The 19,654-nt window shown below is 69.4% G+C and carries 24 protein-coding genes, 1 tRNA gene and 1 other RNA gene; 11 read left to right on the forward strand and 15 right to left on the reverse strand.

The features are described 5' to 3' along the window. Positions 1-8: 8 nt before the first annotated feature. From A3G1_RS0100810 to A3G1_RS37975, 3 genes are read left to right on the forward strand one after another with little or no spacing between them, the layout of a single operon-like run. Complete coding sequence (locus tag A3G1_RS0100810; RefSeq protein WP_018347553.1) at positions 9-1,130, forward strand: thioester domain-containing protein; 1,122 nt, start codon at positions 9-11, stop codon at positions 1,128-1,130. A 9-nt stretch (positions 1,131-1,139) separates the two neighbouring features. Then, positions 1,140-1,265 carry a hypothetical protein gene (locus A3G1_RS42050; RefSeq protein WP_281167817.1) on the forward strand — a complete coding sequence of 42 codons (126 nt, stop codon included), beginning with the start codon at positions 1,140-1,142 and terminating at the stop codon, positions 1,263-1,265. A 9-nt stretch (positions 1,266-1,274) separates the two neighbouring features. After that, positions 1,275-2,315, forward strand: a complete 1,041-nt coding sequence (locus A3G1_RS37975) for a ScoMcrA-related endonuclease (protein WP_157640827.1) — start codon at positions 1,275-1,277, stop codon at positions 2,313-2,315. 56 nt (positions 2,316-2,371) lie between these two features. Here the strand turns inward: A3G1_RS37975 and A3G1_RS0100820 are convergent. Further along, positions 2,372-2,456 (reverse strand) — tRNA-Ser (locus tag A3G1_RS0100820). 61 nt (positions 2,457-2,517) lie between these two features. Between A3G1_RS0100820 and ffs the strand changes: the two genes are divergently transcribed. Next, positions 2,518-2,614, forward strand: an RNA gene (gene ffs / locus A3G1_RS39330) — signal recognition particle sRNA small type. Between the two features lie 28 nt (positions 2,615-2,642). Here ffs and A3G1_RS0100825 read toward each other — a convergent pair. After that, entirely contained in the window at positions 2,643-3,137 is a 495-nt protein-coding gene (locus tag A3G1_RS0100825) for a DUF402 domain-containing protein (RefSeq protein ID WP_026211673.1), read from the reverse strand. A 104-nt stretch (positions 3,138-3,241) separates the two neighbouring features. Here A3G1_RS0100825 and A3G1_RS0100830 point away from each other — a divergent pair, with 104 nt between their 5' ends. Further along, positions 3,242-3,802, forward strand: a complete 561-nt coding sequence (locus A3G1_RS0100830) for a carboxymuconolactone decarboxylase family protein (RefSeq protein ID WP_018347556.1) — start codon at positions 3,242-3,244, stop codon at positions 3,800-3,802. Here A3G1_RS0100830 and A3G1_RS0100835 read toward each other — a convergent pair. Next, positions 3,786-4,715: a sigma-70 family RNA polymerase sigma factor gene (locus A3G1_RS0100835; RefSeq protein WP_245563414.1), complete on the reverse strand. Its 930-nt coding sequence runs from the start codon at positions 4,713-4,715 to the stop codon at positions 3,786-3,788. The two genes, A3G1_RS0100830 and A3G1_RS0100835, sit on opposite strands and share 17 nt — an antisense overlap. A gap of 31 nt (positions 4,716-4,746) precedes the next feature. Between A3G1_RS0100835 and A3G1_RS0100840 the strand changes: the two genes are divergently transcribed. The 3 genes from A3G1_RS0100840 (at position 4,747) to A3G1_RS0100850 (ending at position 7,407) form a co-directional block, all read left to right on the forward strand. After that, positions 4,747-5,598: a PPK2 family polyphosphate kinase gene (locus A3G1_RS0100840; protein WP_018347558.1), complete on the forward strand. Its 852-nt coding sequence runs from the start codon at positions 4,747-4,749 to the stop codon at positions 5,596-5,598. Between the two features lie 130 nt (positions 5,599-5,728). Beyond that, positions 5,729-6,355, forward strand: a complete 627-nt coding sequence (locus A3G1_RS0100845) for a DUF47 domain-containing protein (RefSeq protein WP_018347559.1) — start codon at positions 5,729-5,731, stop codon at positions 6,353-6,355. A gap of 41 nt (positions 6,356-6,396) precedes the next feature. Continuing rightward, positions 6,397-7,407 carry an inorganic phosphate transporter gene (locus A3G1_RS0100850; RefSeq protein ID WP_018347560.1) on the forward strand — a complete coding sequence of 337 codons (1,011 nt, stop codon included), beginning with the start codon at positions 6,397-6,399 and terminating at the stop codon, positions 7,405-7,407. A 58-nt stretch (positions 7,408-7,465) separates the two neighbouring features. On the opposite strand, the gene A3G1_RS40265 is transcribed toward A3G1_RS0100850, so the two are convergent. From A3G1_RS40265 to A3G1_RS0100865, 3 genes are all read right to left on the reverse strand, one after another. Further along, positions 7,466-7,639 carry a hypothetical protein gene (locus A3G1_RS40265; protein ID WP_018347561.1) on the reverse strand — a complete coding sequence of 58 codons (174 nt, stop codon included), beginning with the start codon at positions 7,637-7,639 and terminating at the stop codon, positions 7,466-7,468. 66 nt (positions 7,640-7,705) lie between these two features. Beyond that, positions 7,706-8,341, reverse strand: a complete 636-nt coding sequence (locus A3G1_RS0100860) for an NUDIX hydrolase (protein ID WP_018347562.1) — start codon at positions 8,339-8,341, stop codon at positions 7,706-7,708. Continuing rightward, complete coding sequence (locus A3G1_RS0100865; RefSeq protein ID WP_018347563.1) at positions 8,338-9,144, reverse strand: GNAT family N-acetyltransferase; 807 nt, start codon at positions 9,142-9,144, stop codon at positions 8,338-8,340. Before A3G1_RS0100865 ends, A3G1_RS0100860 begins: the two co-directional genes overlap by 4 nt. A gap of 25 nt (positions 9,145-9,169) precedes the next feature. Between A3G1_RS0100865 and A3G1_RS0100870 the strand changes: the two genes are divergently transcribed. After that, on the forward strand, positions 9,170-10,327 hold the full coding sequence (locus A3G1_RS0100870; RefSeq protein ID WP_018347564.1) for a thiolase family protein: 1,158 nt from the start codon (positions 9,170-9,172) through the stop codon (positions 10,325-10,327). Here A3G1_RS0100870 and A3G1_RS0100875 read toward each other — a convergent pair. The 4 genes from A3G1_RS0100875 to A3G1_RS0100890 all read right to left on the reverse strand — a co-directional run bounded on the left by A3G1_RS0100875 (position 10,324) and on the right by A3G1_RS0100890 (position 13,718). Next, positions 10,324-10,839: an RNA 2'-phosphotransferase gene (locus tag A3G1_RS0100875; protein ID WP_026211674.1), complete on the reverse strand. Its 516-nt coding sequence runs from the start codon at positions 10,837-10,839 to the stop codon at positions 10,324-10,326. The two genes, A3G1_RS0100870 and A3G1_RS0100875, sit on opposite strands and share 4 nt — an antisense overlap. Positions 10,840-10,899: 60 nt before the next feature. Beyond that, a complete protein-coding gene (locus A3G1_RS0100880) occupies positions 10,900-11,373 on the reverse strand; it encodes a GNAT family N-acetyltransferase (RefSeq protein ID WP_018347566.1) in 474 nt (157 codons plus the stop codon). Beyond that, entirely contained in the window at positions 11,370-12,128 is a 759-nt protein-coding gene (locus tag A3G1_RS32555; protein WP_157640829.1) for a hypothetical protein, read from the reverse strand. The genes A3G1_RS0100880 and A3G1_RS32555 overlap by 4 nt, the downstream gene beginning before the upstream one ends. 153 nt (positions 12,129-12,281) lie before the next feature. Next, complete coding sequence (locus A3G1_RS0100890) at positions 12,282-13,718, reverse strand: MFS transporter (RefSeq protein ID WP_018347568.1); 1,437 nt, start codon at positions 13,716-13,718, stop codon at positions 12,282-12,284. 142 nt (positions 13,719-13,860) lie between these two features. On the opposite strand from A3G1_RS0100890, the gene A3G1_RS32560 reads away from it, so the two are divergent. Beyond that, positions 13,861-14,586 (forward strand): TetR/AcrR family transcriptional regulator, encoded by a 726-nt coding sequence (locus A3G1_RS32560; protein ID WP_169437511.1) that lies wholly within the window; start codon positions 13,861-13,863, stop codon positions 14,584-14,586. Between the two features lie 271 nt (positions 14,587-14,857). Next, on the forward strand, positions 14,858-16,345 hold the full coding sequence (locus A3G1_RS0100900; RefSeq protein WP_018347570.1) for an Ig-like domain-containing protein: 1,488 nt from the start codon (positions 14,858-14,860) through the stop codon (positions 16,343-16,345). Between the two features lie 200 nt (positions 16,346-16,545). On the opposite strand, the gene A3G1_RS0100905 is transcribed toward A3G1_RS0100900, so the two are convergent. The 5 genes from A3G1_RS0100905 to A3G1_RS40270 all read right to left on the reverse strand — a co-directional run bounded on the left by A3G1_RS0100905 (position 16,546) and on the right by A3G1_RS40270 (position 19,645). Next, entirely contained in the window at positions 16,546-16,872 is a 327-nt protein-coding gene (locus A3G1_RS0100905; RefSeq protein ID WP_026211675.1) for a DUF1416 domain-containing protein, read from the reverse strand. Between the two features lie 2 nt (positions 16,873-16,874). Continuing rightward, positions 16,875-17,714 (reverse strand): sulfurtransferase, encoded by an 840-nt coding sequence (locus A3G1_RS0100910; RefSeq protein ID WP_018347572.1) that lies wholly within the window; start codon positions 17,712-17,714, stop codon positions 16,875-16,877. Positions 17,715-17,869: 155 nt separating this feature from the next. Further along, entirely contained in the window at positions 17,870-17,944 is a 75-nt protein-coding gene (locus A3G1_RS42255; protein WP_425411368.1) for a putative leader peptide, read from the reverse strand. Between the two features lie 52 nt (positions 17,945-17,996). Beyond that, entirely contained in the window at positions 17,997-18,707 is a 711-nt protein-coding gene (locus A3G1_RS0100915) for an LmeA family phospholipid-binding protein (RefSeq protein ID WP_018347573.1), read from the reverse strand. A 20-nt stretch (positions 18,708-18,727) separates the two neighbouring features. Beyond that, positions 18,728-19,645, reverse strand: coding sequence for a hypothetical protein (locus tag A3G1_RS40270; RefSeq protein WP_018347574.1), 918 nt, complete (start codon positions 19,643-19,645; stop codon positions 18,728-18,730). Positions 19,646-19,654 lie beyond the last annotated feature (9 nt).

Genomic DNA, 19,654 nt, shown 5'->3' on the forward strand with positions numbered 1-19,654 from the left:
TCCGTACAGTGAGGGCAATCCTCGCTGGTATAGCAGTAGCAGCCGTCATCGCACCCGGCCTCGCGTACGCCGACCACGGAGTACGCGGCCGGGTCGATTACGCAGCGTCGAAGATCGGTAAGCAGGAACTCCGGCTCACCCAGCGGCACGGCGGCGCGTACACGGCCGACACGGCCCTCTACGCCGTCAAGCTCGCCGACGGGGCCACCGTCCACGCCTACTGCCTCGACCTCGCCCAGAAGGCCGTCGACCGCGCGCCGATGGTCGAAGCCGGGTACGACGAGCACCCGACCGGCAACGACTTCCAGCGCAACAGCTCCCAGGTCAACTGGATCCTCCAGAACTCGTACCCGAAGATGGGCCTCGCGGCGTTCAGCGGCAAGGTCGGCAAGGGACTGACCCCGGACGACGCTGTCCGCGGTACCCAGGCAGCCATCTGGCACTACACCGACGGCATCACCATCGCGCCCCAGGACAACAACGCGGCCACCACCGCCGTGTACTCGTACCTCACCGGCGCGGCCAACACCGGCGTCCCGACCGAGCCGAAGGCCGCCCTGACGCTCGACACGCCGACCCGGCCGCAGGACGGCTCGCGGATCGGGCCGATCACGCTGCACACGACGTCTGAGGGCCCCGTACCGGTCACGCTGACCGAGGCCCCGGCCGGCGCCAAGCTCGTCGACGCCCAGGGCAAGCCGGTCACCGCCCTCAAGGACGGCCAGCAGGCCTTCGTGTCCATCCCGACCGGCGCGACCGCTGGCTCGGCGACGATCACGGCCCGCGGCAAGGCCGTACTCCCGGCAGGCCGCATGCTCGTCCAGCGCGACCAGAAGACCCAGACCCTCGCAGCGGCCTCCGACCAGGAGATCAACGCGGACACGGCCGCGAGCGTGAGCTGGACGGGCATGGCGGTGGCCAACATGTCCGGCACGTCGGCCAACACCGGCTCCGCCGACAACACGGGCTCCACCGGCACCACGACGACCCAGAACTCCGCCGGCGCCAGCTCCCTCCCCGTGACCGGCGTCGCCCTCTCCGTCGCCGCCACGGCCGGCGTCATCCTCCTCGCCCTCGGCGTCACGGCCATCATCGTGGTCCGCCGCCGCCGTCGCCTCTTCGTCAGCTAAACGATGCCGATGGCGCTGCCGCCCAAGTGGGCTCGGCAGCGCCATCGTGCTGTCCAGTACAAGATCAGTGTTTTGGCGCTGGAAGTGCTGAATTTCGTTCGTTTCGGGGCTGAAACAGCGATCAAGGAGACCTAGCCTGAGGAGATGCCACCCCCTGAGCTGACCGTTGACGGAGTGCTGTCTGCCATCGCCGCCTACGATGCCGAAGGCCGGCTGACCTTCATCAAGAACCGCAAACTTCCCAGGACGAAAACGCTGTTCGTGGATCTCGACGGGCGGCTGTACGACACGAAAGCTCTCGTCGCCTCGATCCTCGGACCGCTGGGCGTGCCGGTGCCCCTAGACCGGGAAACCGCGGCGACGTGGCTCGCTGAGCTGGGATTCCAGATTCGTGACATACCCGTGCCGGTCTGGAAGAAGGAAGAGATCATCCTGGCGTGTGAGCTGGTGAAGGCCAACGGTGGCCGGCCGCTCGACCATCATGACCCTCGGGTCGTCGCCCTTTCCCAGCTTCTCCAGTCCGGCCAGTGGTACCCCCATGACAAGCGCGGCCCGGACTTCCGTAACCCTGCCGGGGTAGCACGTAAGACCGCGAACATTGCAGCGAGCAGGTCGGCACAGCGGACGAACGACAACCGCCTGGATGGCGAGGTGTTCGACGAGTTCGAGGCCGACCCTGTCGGCATGCTGGCCAGAGCTGCCGGGATCCGGGCACTCCTGGTAGCCCGGGAAGCGGTGGAAACAGCGCAAGATCAGCATGGACCGACGGTGCGGGACGTCGCTGTCGAGGCCAGCCACACCAGCACTTTCACGTCCGCAGGGCGCGAGGCGATCATCGCCGAGCGACGTGAGTCGCTGCTGGTCCAGCGGTATCGTGCCTGGGTTGCCGAGCAGGGCGGCGACCTGACCAGCAAGGAAATCAGCCTCTCCGGCCAGAGCAAGCCGCTCAAGATCGACCTCTATCACGTACAGGACCAGGAACTGATCGAGGCAAAGGGCACGGTGGCCCGCGACAGCATCCGGCTCGCCCTCGGGCAGCTTCTCGACTACGGGCGTCACATCTCACACCAGGCGAAGGCTGTTCTGTTGCCGGCCCACCCGGGCGAGGACCTGATCAGTTACCTCCACGACCACCAGACGAGCTGCATCTACGAGGTACCTGGCAGCGGCTTCGAGCGGGTGTGAGCCCGGACATGCTCGAAGGGCCGGTACCCGATGGGTACCGGCCCTTCTATGTCGAGCGGAGGATAGGGGATTCGAACCCCTGAGGGGTTTCCCCCAACACGCTTTCCAAGCGTGCGCCCTAGGCCACTAGGCGAATCCTCCGCAGGAGAGGCTACAGGACGCACCCCGGGGTGCGCACGTCGGGAGGTCCAGCTAAGCTCAGAGCAGCTTCTCGTGCGGCGTTCATCTCGTGAACCTCCCCAGGGCCGGAAGGCAGCAAGGATAAGCGGGCTCTGACGGGTGCACGAGAAGCCCTTATTTTTTTCCCGGGCGTTTCGTACCCGAACCTCAGGGCACCAGGGCCAGCCACTTCTCGTGCGTGTCGTCGAAGGGCGCCTGGCGGGTGCGTACCGTGCCGAGCAGCCACTCCGCCGAGTCCACGGCCGCGGTGACCACGTCCGGCGGGTAGTGGTACTTGGCCTGGTGCTCCACGAACTCGTCCTCGTCGAGCAGGCTGACACTGCCGTCGCGGTACCGGGTGATGTCGAGGTCGAGGTCGACCATCGTCACCTCTCCGCCGTCGAAGACGGGGACGGTCGTCACGTCGCAGTACAGCTCGGTGCGGTTCGGCCGGGCGTTGAAGCTGGCTGTGTACCAGCCGTCGCGCGGGAAGAGCATCACGAACCGGTAGGTGAGCACCTTGGGTGTCGTGTCGCGGAGCAAGGTCTGACCGGCCGGTATTCCCAGCCACACCCCGTGCGAGTCCTCTCCCAGGTACATCGCCGGGTGGTTCCAGTGCAGACTCCCGTCGTATTTCGTGTATCGGACGAACGTTGTCTCCATCTCCAGAACACTAGCCCGCCCGGCGGAGTGTGTAGGGCTGGTGTCACGTTCCCGGCGGCTGTCTCGTCCATCTCCCAGTGCAGGCGACGGAGGAGGTAGGCGAGATGGCGAGGATTCCGCTGGTGGAGAAGCCGGGCGTGCTCGGGCGGCTGATGTACTGGTACGCGAGACGGCGGTTCGGTGCCGTCCCGGAGCCGTTCATGGCGAGCATGCACCACGCGAGGCTGACCCGGGCGAGCGCGATGCACGAGATGCTGGTCGAGAAGGCGTCGAGTGCCCTGCCGGCGGCCGTGCGGGAGCTGGCGGTGTACCGGGCGGCCACGCAGGTCGGCTGCTCGTGGTGCGTGGACTTCGGCACGATGCTCCAGCTGACCCACGGGCTGTCCGTGGACCGGCTGATCCGGATCGACCAGTACGAGACCTCGGACGAGTACAGCCACGAGGAGCGGCTGGCGCTGCGGTACGCGGACGCGATGACCGCCCAGCCGATGACGGTCACCGACGAGCAGGTCGCCGAGCTGCGCACCGTGTTCAGCGACGCGCAGCTCGTCGAGCTGACGTACCACATCGGACTGGAGAACCAGCGGGCCCGCGTGAACAAGGCGCTGGGGCTGACCGCCCAGGGGTACACCAGCGGGGACGCCTGCGCTATTCCTCCCCGGTAGCGCCGTCCTCGGGGTCTTCCCCGGTGAGGACGATCGCGTTCGCCGCGTCGATGGCCGGTACGTGCTGGAGCTTTTCTGGGTTGAGCTGGTCCCAGACGGCGCTGACCTGGCCGTCGGCGATGGCGAAGGACATCACGACCGTCCCGCCCGTCGGGCTGGTGGCCATCAGGCCCAGGTCGCCGTTGACCTCGACGATCTCGAAGCTGGTGTGCTGTTTGCGGGCCATCCTGGCGAGGCCGAGCATGAAGCGGGCGACGCGCAGCGCACCTGGGATCGGCGTCGCCGCCGCCGGCGCGAGGCCGTTGCTGTCTCCCGTGACGACGACGTCGGGCGCGAGGACGGCCAGCAGGCCCTCCAGGTCGCCGCGTTCGACGGCGCCGAGGAAGGCCGCGAGGACCTTCTGCTGCTCGGCGCGGTCGGCGGTGTGCCTGGCCTTGCCGTCGGCGACGGCCTTGCGGGCGCGGGAGGCGAGCTGGCGGGCGGCGGCGGTGGTGACGCCGAGCGTGGCGGCCAGGGTCTCGAAGGGCACGCCGAAGACGTCGTGCATGACGAAGGCCGCCCGCTGCTCGGGGCTCAGGGTCTCGAGCACGACGAGCAGCGCCATGCTGATGTCCTCGCCGGCCACGGCGCGGTCGGCCGGGTCCGGTTCGGACGATGGCTTGGTGACGAGGGGTTCGGGCAGCCACTGGCCGATGTAGGACTCACGGCGTACCCGGGCCGAGCGCAGCACGTCCAGGCAGATCCGGCCGGTCACAGTGGTCAGCCAGCCCCGCGCGTCGGCGATGACGGACTGGTCGGCTGCCGCGAACCGCAGCCACGCCTCCTGGACGGCGTCCTCGGCGTCGGCGCGGGTACCCAGGAGCCGGTACGCCACGCCGAACAGGTGGCCCCGGTGCTCTTCGAAAACGTCCACGCCGGACACGGTAGCGGGGCACGATGGGGGCATGCTGCTCAGTGACCTGCTCCGGGCCGGGCCGGGTACCAGCCTCGCCGGGATCGATCCGCGCTCCACGCCCGGGGTGAAGCCCGGCAGGAGCAAGGACGCGAAGGAGTGGTCGCGGCGGGAGGTCGCGAAGATCGGCGCCGATCTGGCCAGGTACCAGGAAATGCTCTTCGCGAATGCGAAAACGGCCGGTGACCTGCGCAGAGTGCTGCTGGTGCTCCAGGCGCCCGACTGCGGTGGCAAGGACGGCACGGTGAAGAACGTCGCCGGGCAGTTCAATCCGATCGGGCTGCGGATCGCCGGTTTCGGGGCGCCGACGAAGGAGGAGCTGGCGCATCCGTTCCTGTGGCGGATCCGCAACGCGCTGCCGCCCGCCGGATATGTCGGCGTGTTCAACAGATCACACTACGAGGACGTACTGGTCGTCCGGGTGCGCGGTCTCGTGCCGCGGCGGGTGTGGGCGCGGCGCTACGACACGATCAACAAATTCGAGGCCGAGCTGGCCGGTTCGGGCCTGACGCTGGTCAAGGTGATCCTGCACATCTCGTACGAGGAGCAGCGTGCCCGGCTCGCCGAGCGGCTGACCGACCCGGAGAAGTACTGGAAGTACAACCCGGGCGACATCGACGAGCGGGGCTACTGGCGGGACTACCAGGAGGCCTACGACGCGATCATCGAGAAGTGCTCGACGGAGGCCGCCCCGTTCCACGTGGTGCCCGCCGACCGCAAGTGGTACCGGAACTGGGCGGTCGCCAGCCTGCTCCGCGAGCATCTCGCCGGGCTGGGACTGAAGTACCCTGAACCGGACTTTGATCCGCAAAAGGAACTCGAACGCCTGGAGACTGCTACATGAACGCCAGGTGAACAAGATCTGAATCGACGTTAAATCGGGGTACTCGACTGTTTGGGCTGGTCAGTGGGTGCCTAGCATTGCCACCGGCCGGACGGAATCCGGCCGCATCGGAAGCGAAGACGAGGTTGCCGTGCCATTCAAGCTACGTCCCAGCGAGGACGCGTTCTACGTCCTGTTCAGCCGGGCCGCGCAGAACCTGGTCCGTGGCGCTGAGATCCTCAGCGAGCTCGGCCTGGCTGACGCGGACATCCCCTCGATCGCCGAGCGGCTGGTCGACGTCGAGCACGACAGCGACGCCATCACCCACGAGCTGTACAACAAGGTGAACTCCACGTTCATCACGCCCTTCGACCGGGAGGACATCTACCGGCTGGGCTCGCTGCTCGACGACTGCATGGACCACCTGGAGGCGGCGGGCAGCCTCGTGTACCTCTACGGCCTGACCAAGCTGCCGGTGCTCCCCCGGGAGATGCACGAGATGGTCGAGGTGCTCAACCAGCAGGCCAGGGTGACGGCCGAGGCGATGGGCCGGCTGAAGAGCATGAAGAACCTCAAGGACTACTGGGTCGAGATCAACCGGCTGGAGAACGGTGGCGACAAGGCCTACCGGATGCTGCTGGTCCGGCTGTTCTCCGGTGAGTACGACGCGCTCACCGTGCTGAAGATGAAGGAGGTCGCCGACGAGCTGGAAGCGGCCTGCGACGCCTTCGAGCACGTGGCGAACACCATCGAGACCATCGCGTCCAAGGAGTCCTGAGTGCGGCCCCAGCACGGCTCGGCCCCGGGTGAGGTGACCGCGTGAGTGAGGCACTCATCGCCGTCATCGCCGTGATCGTGGTCGCGATGATCTTCGACTACACCAACGGCTTCCACGACGCGGCGAACGCCATCGCCACCTCGGTGTCCACCCGGGCGCTCACCCCGCGTGCGGCTCTCGGCCTGGCCGCGATCGGCAACCTGATCGGCGCGTACTTCGGCGGCGAGGTGGCCAAGACCGTCGGCTCCGGCCTGGTCAAGCTGCCGGCCGGAGCGAACAGCCTGTGGCTGGTCTTCGCCGGCGTGGTCGGCGCGATCACCTGGAACCTGGTGACCTGGTACTTCGGCATCCCGTCCTCCTCCTCACACGCCCTGTTCGGCGGCCTGGTCGGCGCGGTGCTGTTCGCCTCGGGCGGTGAGGTGCTGTGGGGCGGGATCCTGGAGAAGGTCCTGATCCCGATGGTGCTGTCCCCGCTGGTCGGCCTGCTCCTCGGCTTCCTGGTCATGATCGCCGTGATGTGGATCTTCCGCAGGGGTAACCCTGGCAAGCTCAACAAGGGTTTCCGGCACGCGCAGACCGTCTCGGCGGCCGCGATGGCCGTCGGCCACGGCATGCAGGACGCGGCGAAGACGATGGGCATCGTCGTCCTGGCCCTGTACACCGGTGGTTTCCAGGACAGCAAGACGCACATCCCGTGGTGGGTGTTCCTGACCTCGGCCACCGTGCTCGCCCTGGGCACGTACGCCGGTGGCTGGCGGATCATCCGCACCCTCGGCCGCCGCGTGATCCACCTCGACCCGCCGCAGGGCTTCGCGGCCGAGACCGTGGCCAGCAGCGTGCTCTACTTCAACGCTCTGGTCCTGGGCGCGCCGATCTCGACGACGCACACGATCACCTCCGCGATCATGGGCGTGGGGGCGACGAAGCGGCTGCGCGCCGTGCGCTGGGGCGTGGCAGGCAACATCGTGACGGCCTGGGTGCTGACGTTCCCGGCGGCCGCGCTGGTCGCCATCGTCGTCCACTTCCTGCTCAAGCCGTTCGTGCACGTGTAACCAGTGTGCAGAAAGAAAGCCCCGGTCCGCTCGGACCGGGGCTTTCTCGTTCTCGGCGTTACCTGCGTTTGGCCTTGCGCGCCTTGCGGCCCTTGGTCAGGGCGAGACCCGCGCCGGCGATGGCCACAATCCCGGCCAGCACCGCGAGCTTCCTGCCCGCTCCCCGCCGCTTCGGTGCGTCCGCCGCGACCACCGGGTCCGTCGCGGACTCCCAGGCATCCTGCTTAGCCATGTCTGCCCCCTCGCCGACATCGTGACTATTACCGGGTAGCCTAAGTCACAAAGCAGTCATTACTGGTTAGTATCCATCCTCACCGGGCAGAACCATCCGCGCGCCGCCCTCGACCAGCACCGCGCGCGGCACGATCGCGGTGAGCGCGTCCCGGCCCGCGGCGGCAGCGAGCACCGCGGCGACGTCCGGGTAGCCCATGATCTGGCGCAGGGTCTCCACGGTCGGCGGGAGCATCGCGAGGGCGCCGGCGGCGTGCTGGGTGACGGCGTCCGCTGGCCGCAGCCAGACCACCTTGTCCGCTTCACCCCCTTCTGTGTACTGCGGTGAGGCGCCCTCCGGCAGCCGGGCCACGAAGAAGTCCGTGTCGTACCGGCGCGGCTCGAACTCCGGCGTGATCCACCGCGACCACGGGTACAGCTCGCCGAGCACCAGGCCGGTCTCCTCCTCGACCTCGCGCCGGGCCGTGGCCTCGATGTCAGCGTCGCCCGGCTCGGCCGCGCCGCCCGGGAAGGCGTGCATCGCGGCGGCGAAGGCCATCGTGGTGGCGCGGCGCAGCAGGTACACCTCGACGCCGGCCGGGGTGTCGCGGAGGATCAGCACGGTCGCGGCGCGCCGGGGCTCCACCGGGGTACCGGGCTCGGCGGCCCAGGCCCTGGCCCGCTCGACGAGCCACTCGGGGAGCACTCGCGCGGGGTCGGTCACGACGACACCTCAGGCGCGGCCGGCTCGGCGACCATGGCGGTGGCGACCTGGCGGTAGCCGAGGCTCTCGTACAGCCGGGCCACGTCCTCGTCGCCCGCCGACAGGAACACGACCTCCGCCCCGCCGGCCAGCGCGTCTGCGGTCAGCGCCCGGGTCAGGGCAGCGCCCAGGCCCCGGCGGCGCGCGGACGGCAGCGTGGCCACCCCGACGATCTCCGACACCGGGCCGATCGGCTGGTGCATGCCGGCCGCGACCGGCCCGCCGTCGGCGTCGAAGACGGCGTAGACGACGGTCAGGCCGTCCGCGATCCGCTTGCGCAGGTCGGCGAGGTCTTCCTCCGGGAGGGTGCCGGCGTCCCGTTCGGCCGGGCCTGCCACCCCGACGGCCGTGCCGCCGTTGCCGAAGCCCACGTTCTGGACGGCGCGGATCCGGCCCAGCTCCGGGTCGTCAGCCTCGACCTTGCGGATACCCGGCACGTCCCGCCCCCCGGTCAGCTCGCCGAGAACCAGGACCGGGTGCGAGTGCACGTGCAGCCCGGCCTCGGTGGCCGCGCCGGCCAGGCCCGGGGCCAGCTCGGCGACCCACTCGAAGGACTCGGGGATGCCCAGTTCGCGCTGCCGCTCGCGGACCTTGGTCACGTCGGCGGCCGTGATCTCGGCGGTGCCGCCCAGGGTGGGGCGGGCGTAGTACGGCCAGCCTGCGCCGGTCCTGACAAAAAGGGTCAACGGCCCGAACTCTTCGGTGCGGCTGCCGGGACGGGGTACGGCGTCGTAGAACGCCTCAAGCTGGAGAAGATCATTCACGCTGACCAGACTAGGCTTCCACCTTGTGGACGCCTACCTCATTGACGCGGTCAGGACCCCCTTCGGCAAGCACCGGGGCGGGCTCTCGCACATCCGCACCGACGATCTGGCCGCCGTGCCGCTCCGCGAGCTGATCGCCCGGCACCCCGGCCTGGACCCGGCCCGGATCGACGACATCATCCTCGGCGACACCAACGGGGCCGGCGAGGACAACCGCAACGTGGCCCGGATGGCCGGCCTGCTGGCCGGGCTGCCGGTGACGGTGCCGGGCGTGACGGTCAACCGGCTGTGCGCCTCGGGCGGCGAGGCGATCACGCAGGCGGCCCGGGCGATCGGCTCCGGGGACGCCTCCGTCATGGTCGCTGGTGGCGTGGAGAGCATGAGCCGCGCGCCGTTCGTGATCGGCAAGCCGGACAAGGGCCTGCCGCCGAGCCTGGAGCTCGTCCCGACGCAGGTCGGCTGGCGCATGGTCAACCCGCAGTTCCCGGCGGACTGGACCCGCTCGCTGGGTGCCTGCGCCGAGTCGGTGGCCGCGGAGCTGGGCATCTCCCGCGAGGAGCAGGACGAGTGGGCGGTGCGCTCGCACACCCTCGCCGCCGCGGCCTGGGACAGGGGCCTGCACGACGACTACGTCCTGGAGGTCGACGGCGTCAAGCGTGACGAGTCGATCCGGGTGTCCTCGATGGAGTCCCTGGCGAAGCTCAAGCCGGCCTTCACCAAGGACGGCACGGTCACGGCTGGCAACTCCTCGCCGATCAACGACGGCGCGATCTCCGTGCTGATGGGCAGCCGTGCGGTCGCCGACGAGTTCGGTGGCCCGCTCGGCCAGGTCGTCGCCTCCGCCACGGTCGCCGTCGACCCGGACAGGTTCTCCGTCGCCCCGGTACCGGCGATCCACAAGGCCCTCGCCAAGGCCGGCCTGGCCGCGAAGGACATCGCGGTCTGGGAGATCAACGAGGCCTTCGCCGCGATGGTGCTCTCCTGCCTCGCGCAGCTCGACATCGACCGTGACCTGGTCAACCCGAACGGCGGGGCCCTCGCGATCGGCCACCCGCTCGGCGCCTCAGCCCCGCGCGTCATCGTCGACCTCTGCCGCGAGCTGCGCCGCCGGGGTGGCGGTTACGGCGTCGCGGCCGCCTGCATCGGCGTCGGCCAGGGCACCGCGATGGTCGTGAAGGTCTAGTCGAAGGACAGATACGCCGGGGGCACGTGCTCGGTGAGCCACACCCCGTTCGCTGACTGGTAGAAGGCGTGCCCATCGGCGGCCATCCGGCCAGAGTGGACGGTGATGATCACCGGCCGTCCCCGGCGTGCGCCGACCCGCCGGGCGGTGTCCGTGTCGCCGGACAGGTGCACGTGGTGCCGCCCGCCCTTGCTGAGGCCGGTGGCCCGGATCGAGGCGATGTTGCCGATCGGCGTGCCGTGGTAGAGGACGACGGGCGGGTCCTTCGGCTCGTACCCGAGGTCGACGTCGATCGAGTGGCCCTGGCTGGCCCGGATGCGGGTGCCCTCGATGGCGAACCGCTGCTTGTCGTTCTCCGCGACGACCATGTCCAGCTCTTCGCGGCTGATGCCCAGCGCCGCCAGCAGGTCGGAGATCTCGGCCCAGCCGCCCTCGTCCAGCCTGAGGCCCAGCCGCTCTGGTGAGTGCCGCAGGGCGCGGGACATGCGCTTGCTGATTTTCACTACGTCCATAACAAGGGCACGATATCTGTGTACCGGCCGGCGCGGCCCCGATTTATCGCGATCCCCGCGTTATCGCAGCTCCCGCCGCATGACCACCCGCGTACCGAGGGCGTCGAGCCCCAGTTCGCCCTCGTGGGCCCGGAGTTCGCCGAGCCCAGGCGTCAGCTCGGTCAGTGGCTCGAAGCCGTGTCTGGCGTAGAACGGCGCGTTCCACGGCACGTCGGCGAACGTGATCAGCGTGATCGCCGGGAACCCTTCCGCCGCCGCCCAGGCACACGCGGCCTCGACGAGCGCCCCGCCAAGACCCCGGCGGCCGTGTTCAGGATGGACGGACAGCTGCTCCAGGTGCGCGAGCCCGTCCACGATCTCGACCCGGGCGAAGCCAGCCGGCGGATCACCGGCGACCAGGACGAGCCGGGCGGCGGCAAGCTCCCCGGCCGACCCGGCCGGCGGCAGGTCCATGCCGTCGAACATCTCGTCGGCGGCCGTCTCCACGGCGGGCAGCAGGGCAAGGTCCTCAGCGGACGCTACGCGGACCGTCATGGCGTGCAGTTCGCCACCGTCTGGCTCAGGGTCAGCTCGCCGCCGGAGGCGCTGACCACGATGGTGACGTCGCGTTCCCGGTACACGACCTTGTCGGGAGTGCTCAGCACCAGCGTCTTCCCGGCGAACTTCTCCGGCAGCGGCCCAGGGCTCGCACCCGGCGCTGACGCGGTGACCGTGGTGGCGCAGAGGACCTGGTGCACCTGCCGGTCAGCGGGCTGGACGGCGAGCAGGGCGAGGGCTTCGCCCAGTCCGCGATCGTCCGCCGCGGCCTTGAAGGTGGCGAGAGTGTCCTCCGGCCGGCACCCGGTGTAACTCGACACCCGTACCTGACCCGGGCCGGGCACCGTTCCCGTCACCCGGACGAACTCGCCGGCGTCGGCCCACAGCGTCCCGGCCTTGATCTGGGCGTCGTACGAGGCGGGCAGCCCGGCGCGCAGCTTCTCCAGCAGCGCCTTCTCCTCGCCCTGCTTGACGTACAGGTTCACGACGCGCTGGTAGTTGACGCCCGGCCTGGCCGCGCTGATCTTGCAGGGGGCGCGCAGCTCGTACCCGCTGATCTCGGCAGCCGTGTCAGGCCCCGCCGCACCGAGCACCACGCTGGTCGCCCGGTCCACGACGGGCTGCGCCTGGCTGATCGACCGCTGCTCCCGGACGGTGGCCTCGCCGTACCTGGCCATGTACACGGCCCCGGCGGCGAGCAGTACACCCCACGCCACTCCGAGCCCCAGCACCCATCGCCCTTGCTTAGTCACATCGGTATGGTACGACCCGCTGAGAACCAATCTGGACTGCGCATTCGGGGCTCCCACGTACAACACCGGTACGAGGGAGCCCCGAATGCTTGCCAGATTCGCCCTCAGCGGGCCACCGCGCGTCAGATCAAGAGCAAGATCAATGTCAAAGACTCAGTGGGCGTCTTCCCGTGGCTTGCGAGGGAGGAGGAAGACCAGGGCGAAGGTCAGGACGTAGAACCCGCCGGCCACCCAGATCATCTCCTGCGTGGCGTCGAGGAACGTGGCGGGCGAGGGCTGGCCCGCCACCCGGTCGAAGAACAGCGTGCCGACCAGAGCCACGCCGATCGCCGCACCGAGCTGCTGGAACGCAGTCAGGACCCCCGAGGCCGAGCCGGCCTCGTGCTCGCCGACCTCGCCGAGGGCGAAGCCGAAGAGCGGCACCATGCTGATGCCCATCCCGATCCCGCTGACCAGGCCAGCCGGGGCCAGTTCCCAGCCGGTGACGGCCGTGCCCTGCGCCGACAGCGTCCACCAGAGCCCGAGCATGCCCGCCGCCATCACCAGCAGGCCGAGCTGGACGACCTTGCGGCCCAGCTTCTGGGTGAGAACGGCGCCGGACAGTACGGCGCCGACGGCGATGCCGAGCGACCACGGTGCCTGGGTGAGGCCGGCCTCCATCGCCGAGTACCCGAGCCCGAGCTGGAGGAACAGCGTGAAGACCAGCAGGAATCCGGTCATCGCCGCGAAGAAGCCGAGCAGGACGGCCAGGCCGCCCGTGAACCCGCGCTGCCGGAGCAGGCTGGGCTCGATGAGCGGGGAGCCGGCGGTCCGCCGCTGGTACCAGACGAAGACAGCGAAGATCGGGACGGACAGCGCCATCAGGCCCCACATCCAGGCCGGCCAGCCCTCCTCGCGACCCTGGACGAGCGGGTAGATCAGGGCGAGCGAACCGGCGGTGACCAGCGCGGCCCCGAGCAGGTCGAGCCGGGGCCTGGCCGGCGAGGTGACCTCCGGCATGACCTTCCATGCCCCGAACAGGGCGAACAGGCCGACGGGCAGGTTGATCAGGAAGATCATGCGCCAGCCGGTACCGAACAGGTCGGCGCTGACCAGCGCGCCGCCGACGATCGGGCCGAGCACCGCTGACAGGCCCATGACCGGGCCGAACATGCCGAAGGCCTTGCCCATCTCCTTCGGCGGGAACACGTGCCGGATGATGCCGAGCCCCTGGGGGATCATGATCGCCCCGAGCGCGCCCTGGAGTACCCGGAAGGCGAGGAGCTGGCCCGGCGTCTGGGCCAGGGCGCAGGCGGCGGAGGCGAGGGTGAATCCGGCCGCGCCCACCAGAAACATCCGGCGGCGGCCGAAGATGTCGCCCAGCCGGCCGCCGGTGATCAGCATGACGGCGAAGGACAGGACGTAGCCGGCGGAGATCCACTGGAGGGTGGTGTCCGTGCCGCCGATGTCCGCCCGGATGGACGGCCCGGCGACGTTGACGATGGTCGCGTCGAGCAGGTCCATGACCTCCGCCGCGAGCACCAGCGCGAGGACGAGCCAGCGGCGCTGGTAGTGGCGCTGGTGCCCCGGCGCCTCGACGTGGGTGAGCATTCCGATCCCTTCCGAACAACGTTCGTAGCTGACGAACAATGTTCTACATGGCGAACGGAGTTCGAGTCAAGAACAATGTTCGTAAGCGTCGAACGTGGTTCGCTACGACGAACGCCGTTCGAGATCGGGTATGCTGGCCGCCATGAACCTCCCGGTACCGCCCTGGCAGACCCCGAAGAAGCGCCCGGCCAAGCAGCCGCTCAGCCGCGAGGCGATCGTCGCCGCCGCGCTCACCGTGCTGGACGCCGAGGGGCTCGACGCGCTCACCATGCGCAGGCTCGCCGAGGAGCTGGGTACCGGGCCCGCCTCGCTCTACGCCCACGTCAAGGACAAGGAAGAGCTGTACGACCTCCTGATCGACGCCGTGTGCGCCGAGGTCCGCGTGCCCGAGGCCTCGGCAGAGGACTGGGAGGAGCGGGTCAAGGACTTCGTGCGCGAGTCGGTGCGGGTGCTCACCTCGCACCGTGACATCGGGCGGATCGCGATGGCCCGCATCCCCACCGGGTTCAACGTGCTGCGGGTCGCCGACGGGATGCTCGGGGTCCTGAAGGCCGGCGGGCTGTCCGACCAGGACTGCGCGTGGGCCGTGGACATCCTCAGCCTGTACGCGAACGCCCACTCCTACGAGTCCTCGCTGTTCGAGCAGAAGCTGGCCTGGCAGGAGAACATGCTCGAGGTTCCGTTCTTCGAGCAGCTCGCCGAGTACTACAAGGCGCTCCCGGCCGACACGTTCCCGAACCTGGCTCCGATGGCGGCCGTCATGCTGACCGGGAACGGCGACGACCGGTTCGAGTTCGGGCTCGACCTCCTCGTCCGGGGCCTGGCGAGCCGGCGCCCCACGGTCAGCCCCGAGGTCAGGCCGGCGTAAAACGTAACGAGGCCCGGGCTGTCGCCGATGAGACGTATGGCCGGTGGGCTTGCCCGGGGTGCGTACTATTGCCCGGCAGCCGGTTGACGCCTGCCCGCGCTGAGCACGGATCCCGTTCCCCGTCAAGGGAAACGACGGCTACACGATCACGCCTTGCGCCGGGGTCGCGCCGGGCGATACATCTCCCTGCGAGTATTTCCGCTTCGAAGCTCCTGGGTGGGCCCTGGCTTCGCGGATCTCCAGCTCAGCCCCTCTATCGCAGGGAAGATGCATGCGCACTCGCTTCTTCAGGACCGCTGCCTTCGCAGCGGTCGCCGTCGCCGTCGCTGTCCCGGGCCAGGCTTTCGCCTCCGATGAGGACACGTACCACTACTCCGCCGACTCGCTGCTCGCCGCCGACATCGCACACGCCGACTCGGGTACCCCGGCTGAGGACGCACCGGCCGCGCCGCAGGGTTTCGGGGCCATGAGCGCCGGTGAGCTGTCCGCGCGGGCGGAGTTCCCGGCACAGTTCTGGTACAACGCCGGGTCGGTGTCGACCGGCATCCACGCCTCCAGCGGTAATCCGGCCGTCACCCGCTACTCGGCCGTCGTCTGCGGCATCCACTCCGCCGTGACGACCCCGCCGCCCGGCGGTGGCATCGCTGACCTGTTCACCGTGCCGACCACGCACACCCGGGCCGACCCGTGTGGCCCCGGTGGCCGCCGCGTCGGTTCGAGCCACATCACCAGCGGTTCCGAGACCGACCCGAGCAAGCCCGACGGCAACGTGCTGATGGCCTTCCCCGACAAGCCGGTCAACGGGCTGTGGGGCATCTACGCCGTAGCGATCGGCCCGAACGACACCGTGTCGGTCCTGCCGGCCAAGGTGGACGCCGTCCTCGGCCTCGACCGGGTCGCCCCGACCGTGGGCATCACCGCGCCGGCGGCCAACTTCCACGCCACCACTTCTCAGGTGACGCTCAGCTTCGACGCCGCCGACCAGGCCGGCCTGTCGGGCATCGCGAAGACCGAGTGCCGCAACGGCGGCGGCGAGTGGAAGGAATGCGTCAGCGGTCAGCCGTTCACGCTGTCGGAGGGCAACGGCGCCAAGAGCATCGAGGTCCGGGTGACCGACGGTGCGGGTAACACCGCTACAGCCGTCGTGAACGGTGACGCCGAGCTGAGCGCCGCGACCACCACCACCCTGACCGGTGCGTCCATCGTGTACGGCCAGTCCGCCGCGCTCACCGCGCAGGTGGCGAGCCCGGTTGGTACCCCGACCGGCACGGTGACGCTGTCCAACGGGCTGACCACCGTCGGTACCGCGACGCTCGAGGCGACCGGCAAGGCCGTCTTCACGGTCGGCGGGCTCGCGGCCGGCAGCCACCCGCTGACGGTCTCCTACGCCGGCGACGCCAGCCACACCGGCAGCACCGGCAGCTACACCCAGGTCGTGCTCAAGGCCGGCACGTCGATCGACGCGGACGGCGCGCACTTCCGGATCAGCCAGTGGACGGTGTACTTCTCCGCGAAGATCGTCGACGGCAGCGGCAAGCCGATCGCCGGCGCGACCGTGAACATGTCGCGCAACGGCATCGCCTACTGCTCTGGCGTGTCGAACGCGAGCGGTGTCGCCACGTGCGCCACGAACCGGCTGACCGTCGAGCTGCTGACCTGGGTGATCCTGGGCGGCAAGTACGAGGCCTCCTACGCCGGCAACGCGAACTACACGGCGACCGCAGATGTTTCCCGGCGTTCCTGGATCAGCTTCTGCTGACAGGTACAAAATCCAGGTTCTGATCCTGGGTTTGAACTGGTGGTGCCAGCAAACGAACGGCCCCGGGGACTCCAATCCCGGGGCCGTTCGTTTCTTGCTGTCTTGCTTGCGGAAGGGGGTCTCGGGCGCCGCCCGCGCCCGGGACCCCCTTCTTCTTTGGGAACCTGAACATCCCAAAGTCTTGTGTGTACCCGGTGTCGCTAGGCGACCTTGACGGTCACCTCGGAGATGCCCCGCTCGACGTTGACGACGGCGTCGCCGTTGCCGGCCCGGGACAGGGCACGCAGCGTCCAGTCACCCGGAGCGGCGAAGAATCGGAACACGCCCTCGGCGGAGGTGACGACCTCGGCGGTGAACTCGCCGGTCGCGTCGAGCAGGCGCACGTATGCGCCCGGCACGACCTGGTCACCCGCGAGCACCACTCCGGTGATCACGGTTTCCTTGGCGAGGTCGACGCTGGCCGGGATCGGGGCGGCCTGGTCGGGGGCCGCGCAGGAGGCGGCGTTCACAACGGTCGCAGTAGCCATGATCAGTTACCTCCAGGGGTGTCGCCCAGCGCGATCGGCACGCCGACAAGTGAGCCGTACTCAGTCCAGGAACCGTCGTAGTTCTTCACGTTCTCGCGCCCGAGGATCTCCTTGAGCACGAACCAGGTGTGCGAGGAACGCTCGCCGATCCGGCAGTAGGCGATGGTGTCGCGCTCGTCGAGGTCGGCGTAGAGGGCACGCAGCTCGTCGTCGGACTTGAAGGTGCCGTCCTCGTTCGCGGCCTTCGACCACGGGACGCTGATCGCGGTCGGCACGTGGCCGGCCCGCTGCGACTGCTCCTGCGGCAGGTGGGCCGGGGCGAGCAGGCGGCCGGCGTACTCGTCGGGGCTGCGCACGTCGACCAGGTTGGCCGTGCCGATCGCGGCGAGTACCTCGTCGCGGAAGGCGCGGATCGACAGGTCCTGCGGCTTGGCCTCGTAGGAGGTGGCGGCCCGCTCGGGAACCTCCGTCACCAGTGGACGGCCGTCGAGCTCCCACTTCTTGCGGCCACCGTCGAGCAGCTTGACATCGCCGTGGCCGTAGAGCTTGAAGTACCAGTAGGCGTACGCGGCGAACCAGTTGTTGTTGCCGCCGTACAGGATGACGGTGTCGCCGTTGCCGATGCCCTTGCTGGACAGCAGCGCGGAGAACTGCTCCTGGTCGACGAAGTCCCGGCGGACCTGGTCCTGGAGCTCGGTCTTCCAGTCGAGGCGCACGGCCCCCGGAATGTGGCCGGTGCCGTAGGCGGCGGTGTCTTCGTCGACCTCGACGAAGACGAGGCCCGGCTGGCTGAGGTTCTTCTCTGCCCACTCGGCAGAGACGAGCGCGGTGTCGCGGCTCATGGGTATACCCCTTTTGTGCTGGTTGAGGACGTGATGATGTGCGACGCCGCACCGAGCCCGGCCGGTTGGGGACGTGACTCAGCTACACAAACGGGAGCTACGCAAGAAGAAGAATGGTTGCGGTGCTCAGGGACGTCGCGTCAGAAGACGGTCGATCAGCCCTGGCGACACAGCGCGGTGGCGACTCGACAAAAGTCGATCGCCCGTCGCTTGGTGAGCCGCATAGCCATAGTTCGGGAGACTAGCAAAGACCCCGGGCATAGTTCCAGGGTGAGGAGGGTCTCAACCGGAGAGTGGCACGTTGCGTGCGCTCGCGGACACGCGGAGTCCACCGTCGGTGACCTCGAGTTTGTCCAGCGTGAGGCTGTACGGCAGGGCCGGCAGCGGCACTTCCTGCGAGAGCCTGCCGGTCAGTTCATTCACGAGCCGCTGGCTGCCGGCCGGGAACGTGCCAGATTCCGGGCGGGCGTCGGAGAGCACGAGCTTCAGTCGGCCGTTGCTGAGGGTCACGGCCCCGGTCGCGAGCACGACGACCGGCTGGCCGGCCACGCGGACGGTCGTGCGCAGCTTGAGCTTCCCGTTGTCGGCGGTCACGGTGAGATCCGGCTGCCCGAGCAGGCCAGCCACGGAGGCGTACGGCACGGTGCCCGTCGCGCTGACCACGCCGGCGGTCGCGGACTTGGCACTGAGGTCGGTCCTGACGCCGGTGGCCTTCACTTCGAGATCGGTGATCGCCACGCCGGTGGACCGCACCTCGCCGACCCCGATGGTCACCTCGTCGAACTCGCCCCCGACGACCTGCGTCAGGAACGGGAAGCCGCCGATCGCCACATCCGGCTCGCCCTTCGCCTCGATGCCCCGGCCCTTGAGCTGCGTGGACACCTGGTCGGTGAGCACATCCTCCGCGACGACGGCCAGCACGCGGTCGGCGGCGACCGTCAGGATGCCCAGCGTCAGGACGACAGCGATCGTGATCTTCCCGGCCTTGTTCACACCGCTCCTCACACCGTTCCTCAGACGGCGCCCAGGATCAGCACCCCTGCCACATAGGTCACCGGGATCGCCACAGCGAAGGCGAGCAGCGGCCCACGAGCCGAGGCTAGCCACGAACTCGCGTCGCTGCCACCCGGCCCGTCCGCGTCGTGGAAGCAGGCGACGAGATCAGCGAGAATCGCCGCACCCGCCACCAGGAGACCGATCAGCGCCGCCCGTGACACCGACAGGTCGGTGCGCAGGCCACCGGCCAGGACAGCGATGCCGGTACCGCCGGCGATGCCGATCAGCATGCCGAACAGCAGCCGCGGCACCTCGGGAGCCAGCCGGGGCCCGATCGGCACGATGTCGGCGACCCGGGCCAGCGCGACGGCCGCCCCGGCCGCGAGGAGGCCGATGGCGAGGATGCGGGTACCGGTGTCCTGGCGCACGAGGACGATCGCGACCGGGTAGCTGGCCACGACGACCGCGAGGAACACGGCGGCCCCGAACGCGTCGGTCAGCCCCTCGCGCCCCTTCCGCCGGGCGAGCTGGCCGAACATCGCGAAGAGGAAGCCGCTGGCGATCGCGTACCCGATCGGGATCAGCGAAGGCTCGTTCCACAGCACGGCACCGGCACTGGCCAGCACCGAAACGGCGGCGCCAGGTACGGCGACGAAAAGCCAGCCCTGCGGCCGGGCGGCGGCGATCCACGTCCGGATGTAGAAGAACTGGACGGCCAGCAGCACCCCGGCGTGCACCCAGTCACCGAGCCGCGCGGCCAGCAAGAGCAGCACGGTCAGCCCGGCGGCGAGCGCCGACAGCGTCAGCGAGCGGAACTTGGGAACCGGCGGATGGGCCAGCGTGCCCTCGGTCGCGGCCTGGCGGCGGGCAGCCCGGCGTCCGGAGTGCCGGCCGGCGCGGCTGGGCTCGCTGAAAGCTATCTCAGGGGCGGTCACCTTGTTATT

It is taken from the genome of Longispora albida DSM 44784 (assembly GCF_000379825.1).
GTDB lineage: Bacteria > Actinomycetota > Actinomycetes > Mycobacteriales > Micromonosporaceae > Longispora > Longispora albida.

Coding starts and splice junctions, on each gene's coding strand:
- A3G1_RS0100905 (WP_026211675.1), bottom strand. CDS start 16,872: ATGGCTACTGCGACCGTTGTGAACGCCGCCTCCTGCGCGGCCCCCGAC.
- A3G1_RS0100890 (WP_018347568.1), bottom strand. CDS start 13,718: ATGCTCACCCACGTCGAGGCGCCGGGGCACCAGCGCCACTACCAGCGC.
- A3G1_RS0100875 (WP_026211674.1), bottom strand. CDS start 10,839: ATGGACGTAGTGAAAATCAGCAAGCGCATGTCCCGCGCCCTGCGGCAC.
- A3G1_RS42050 (WP_281167817.1), top strand. CDS start 1,140: ATGGCGCTGCCGCCCAAGTGGGCTCGGCAGCGCCATCGTGCTGTCCAG.
- A3G1_RS0100830 (WP_018347556.1), top strand. CDS start 3,242: ATGGCGAGGATTCCGCTGGTGGAGAAGCCGGGCGTGCTCGGGCGGCTG.
- A3G1_RS32560 (WP_169437511.1), top strand. CDS start 13,861: ATGAACCTCCCGGTACCGCCCTGGCAGACCCCGAAGAAGCGCCCGGCC.
- A3G1_RS0100910 (WP_018347572.1), bottom strand. CDS start 17,714: ATGAGCCGCGACACCGCGCTCGTCTCTGCCGAGTGGGCAGAGAAGAAC.
- A3G1_RS37975 (WP_157640827.1), top strand. CDS start 1,275: ATGCCACCCCCTGAGCTGACCGTTGACGGAGTGCTGTCTGCCATCGCC.
- A3G1_RS0100880 (WP_018347566.1), bottom strand. CDS start 11,373: ATGACGGTCCGCGTAGCGTCCGCTGAGGACCTTGCCCTGCTGCCCGCC.
- A3G1_RS0100825 (WP_026211673.1), bottom strand. CDS start 3,137: ATGGAGACAACGTTCGTCCGATACACGAAATACGACGGGAGTCTGCAC.
- A3G1_RS0100900 (WP_018347570.1), top strand. CDS start 14,858: ATGCGCACTCGCTTCTTCAGGACCGCTGCCTTCGCAGCGGTCGCCGTC.
- A3G1_RS0100840 (WP_018347558.1), top strand. CDS start 4,747: ATGCTGCTCAGTGACCTGCTCCGGGCCGGGCCGGGTACCAGCCTCGCC.
- A3G1_RS40265 (WP_018347561.1), bottom strand. CDS start 7,639: ATGGCTAAGCAGGATGCCTGGGAGTCCGCGACGGACCCGGTGGTCGCG.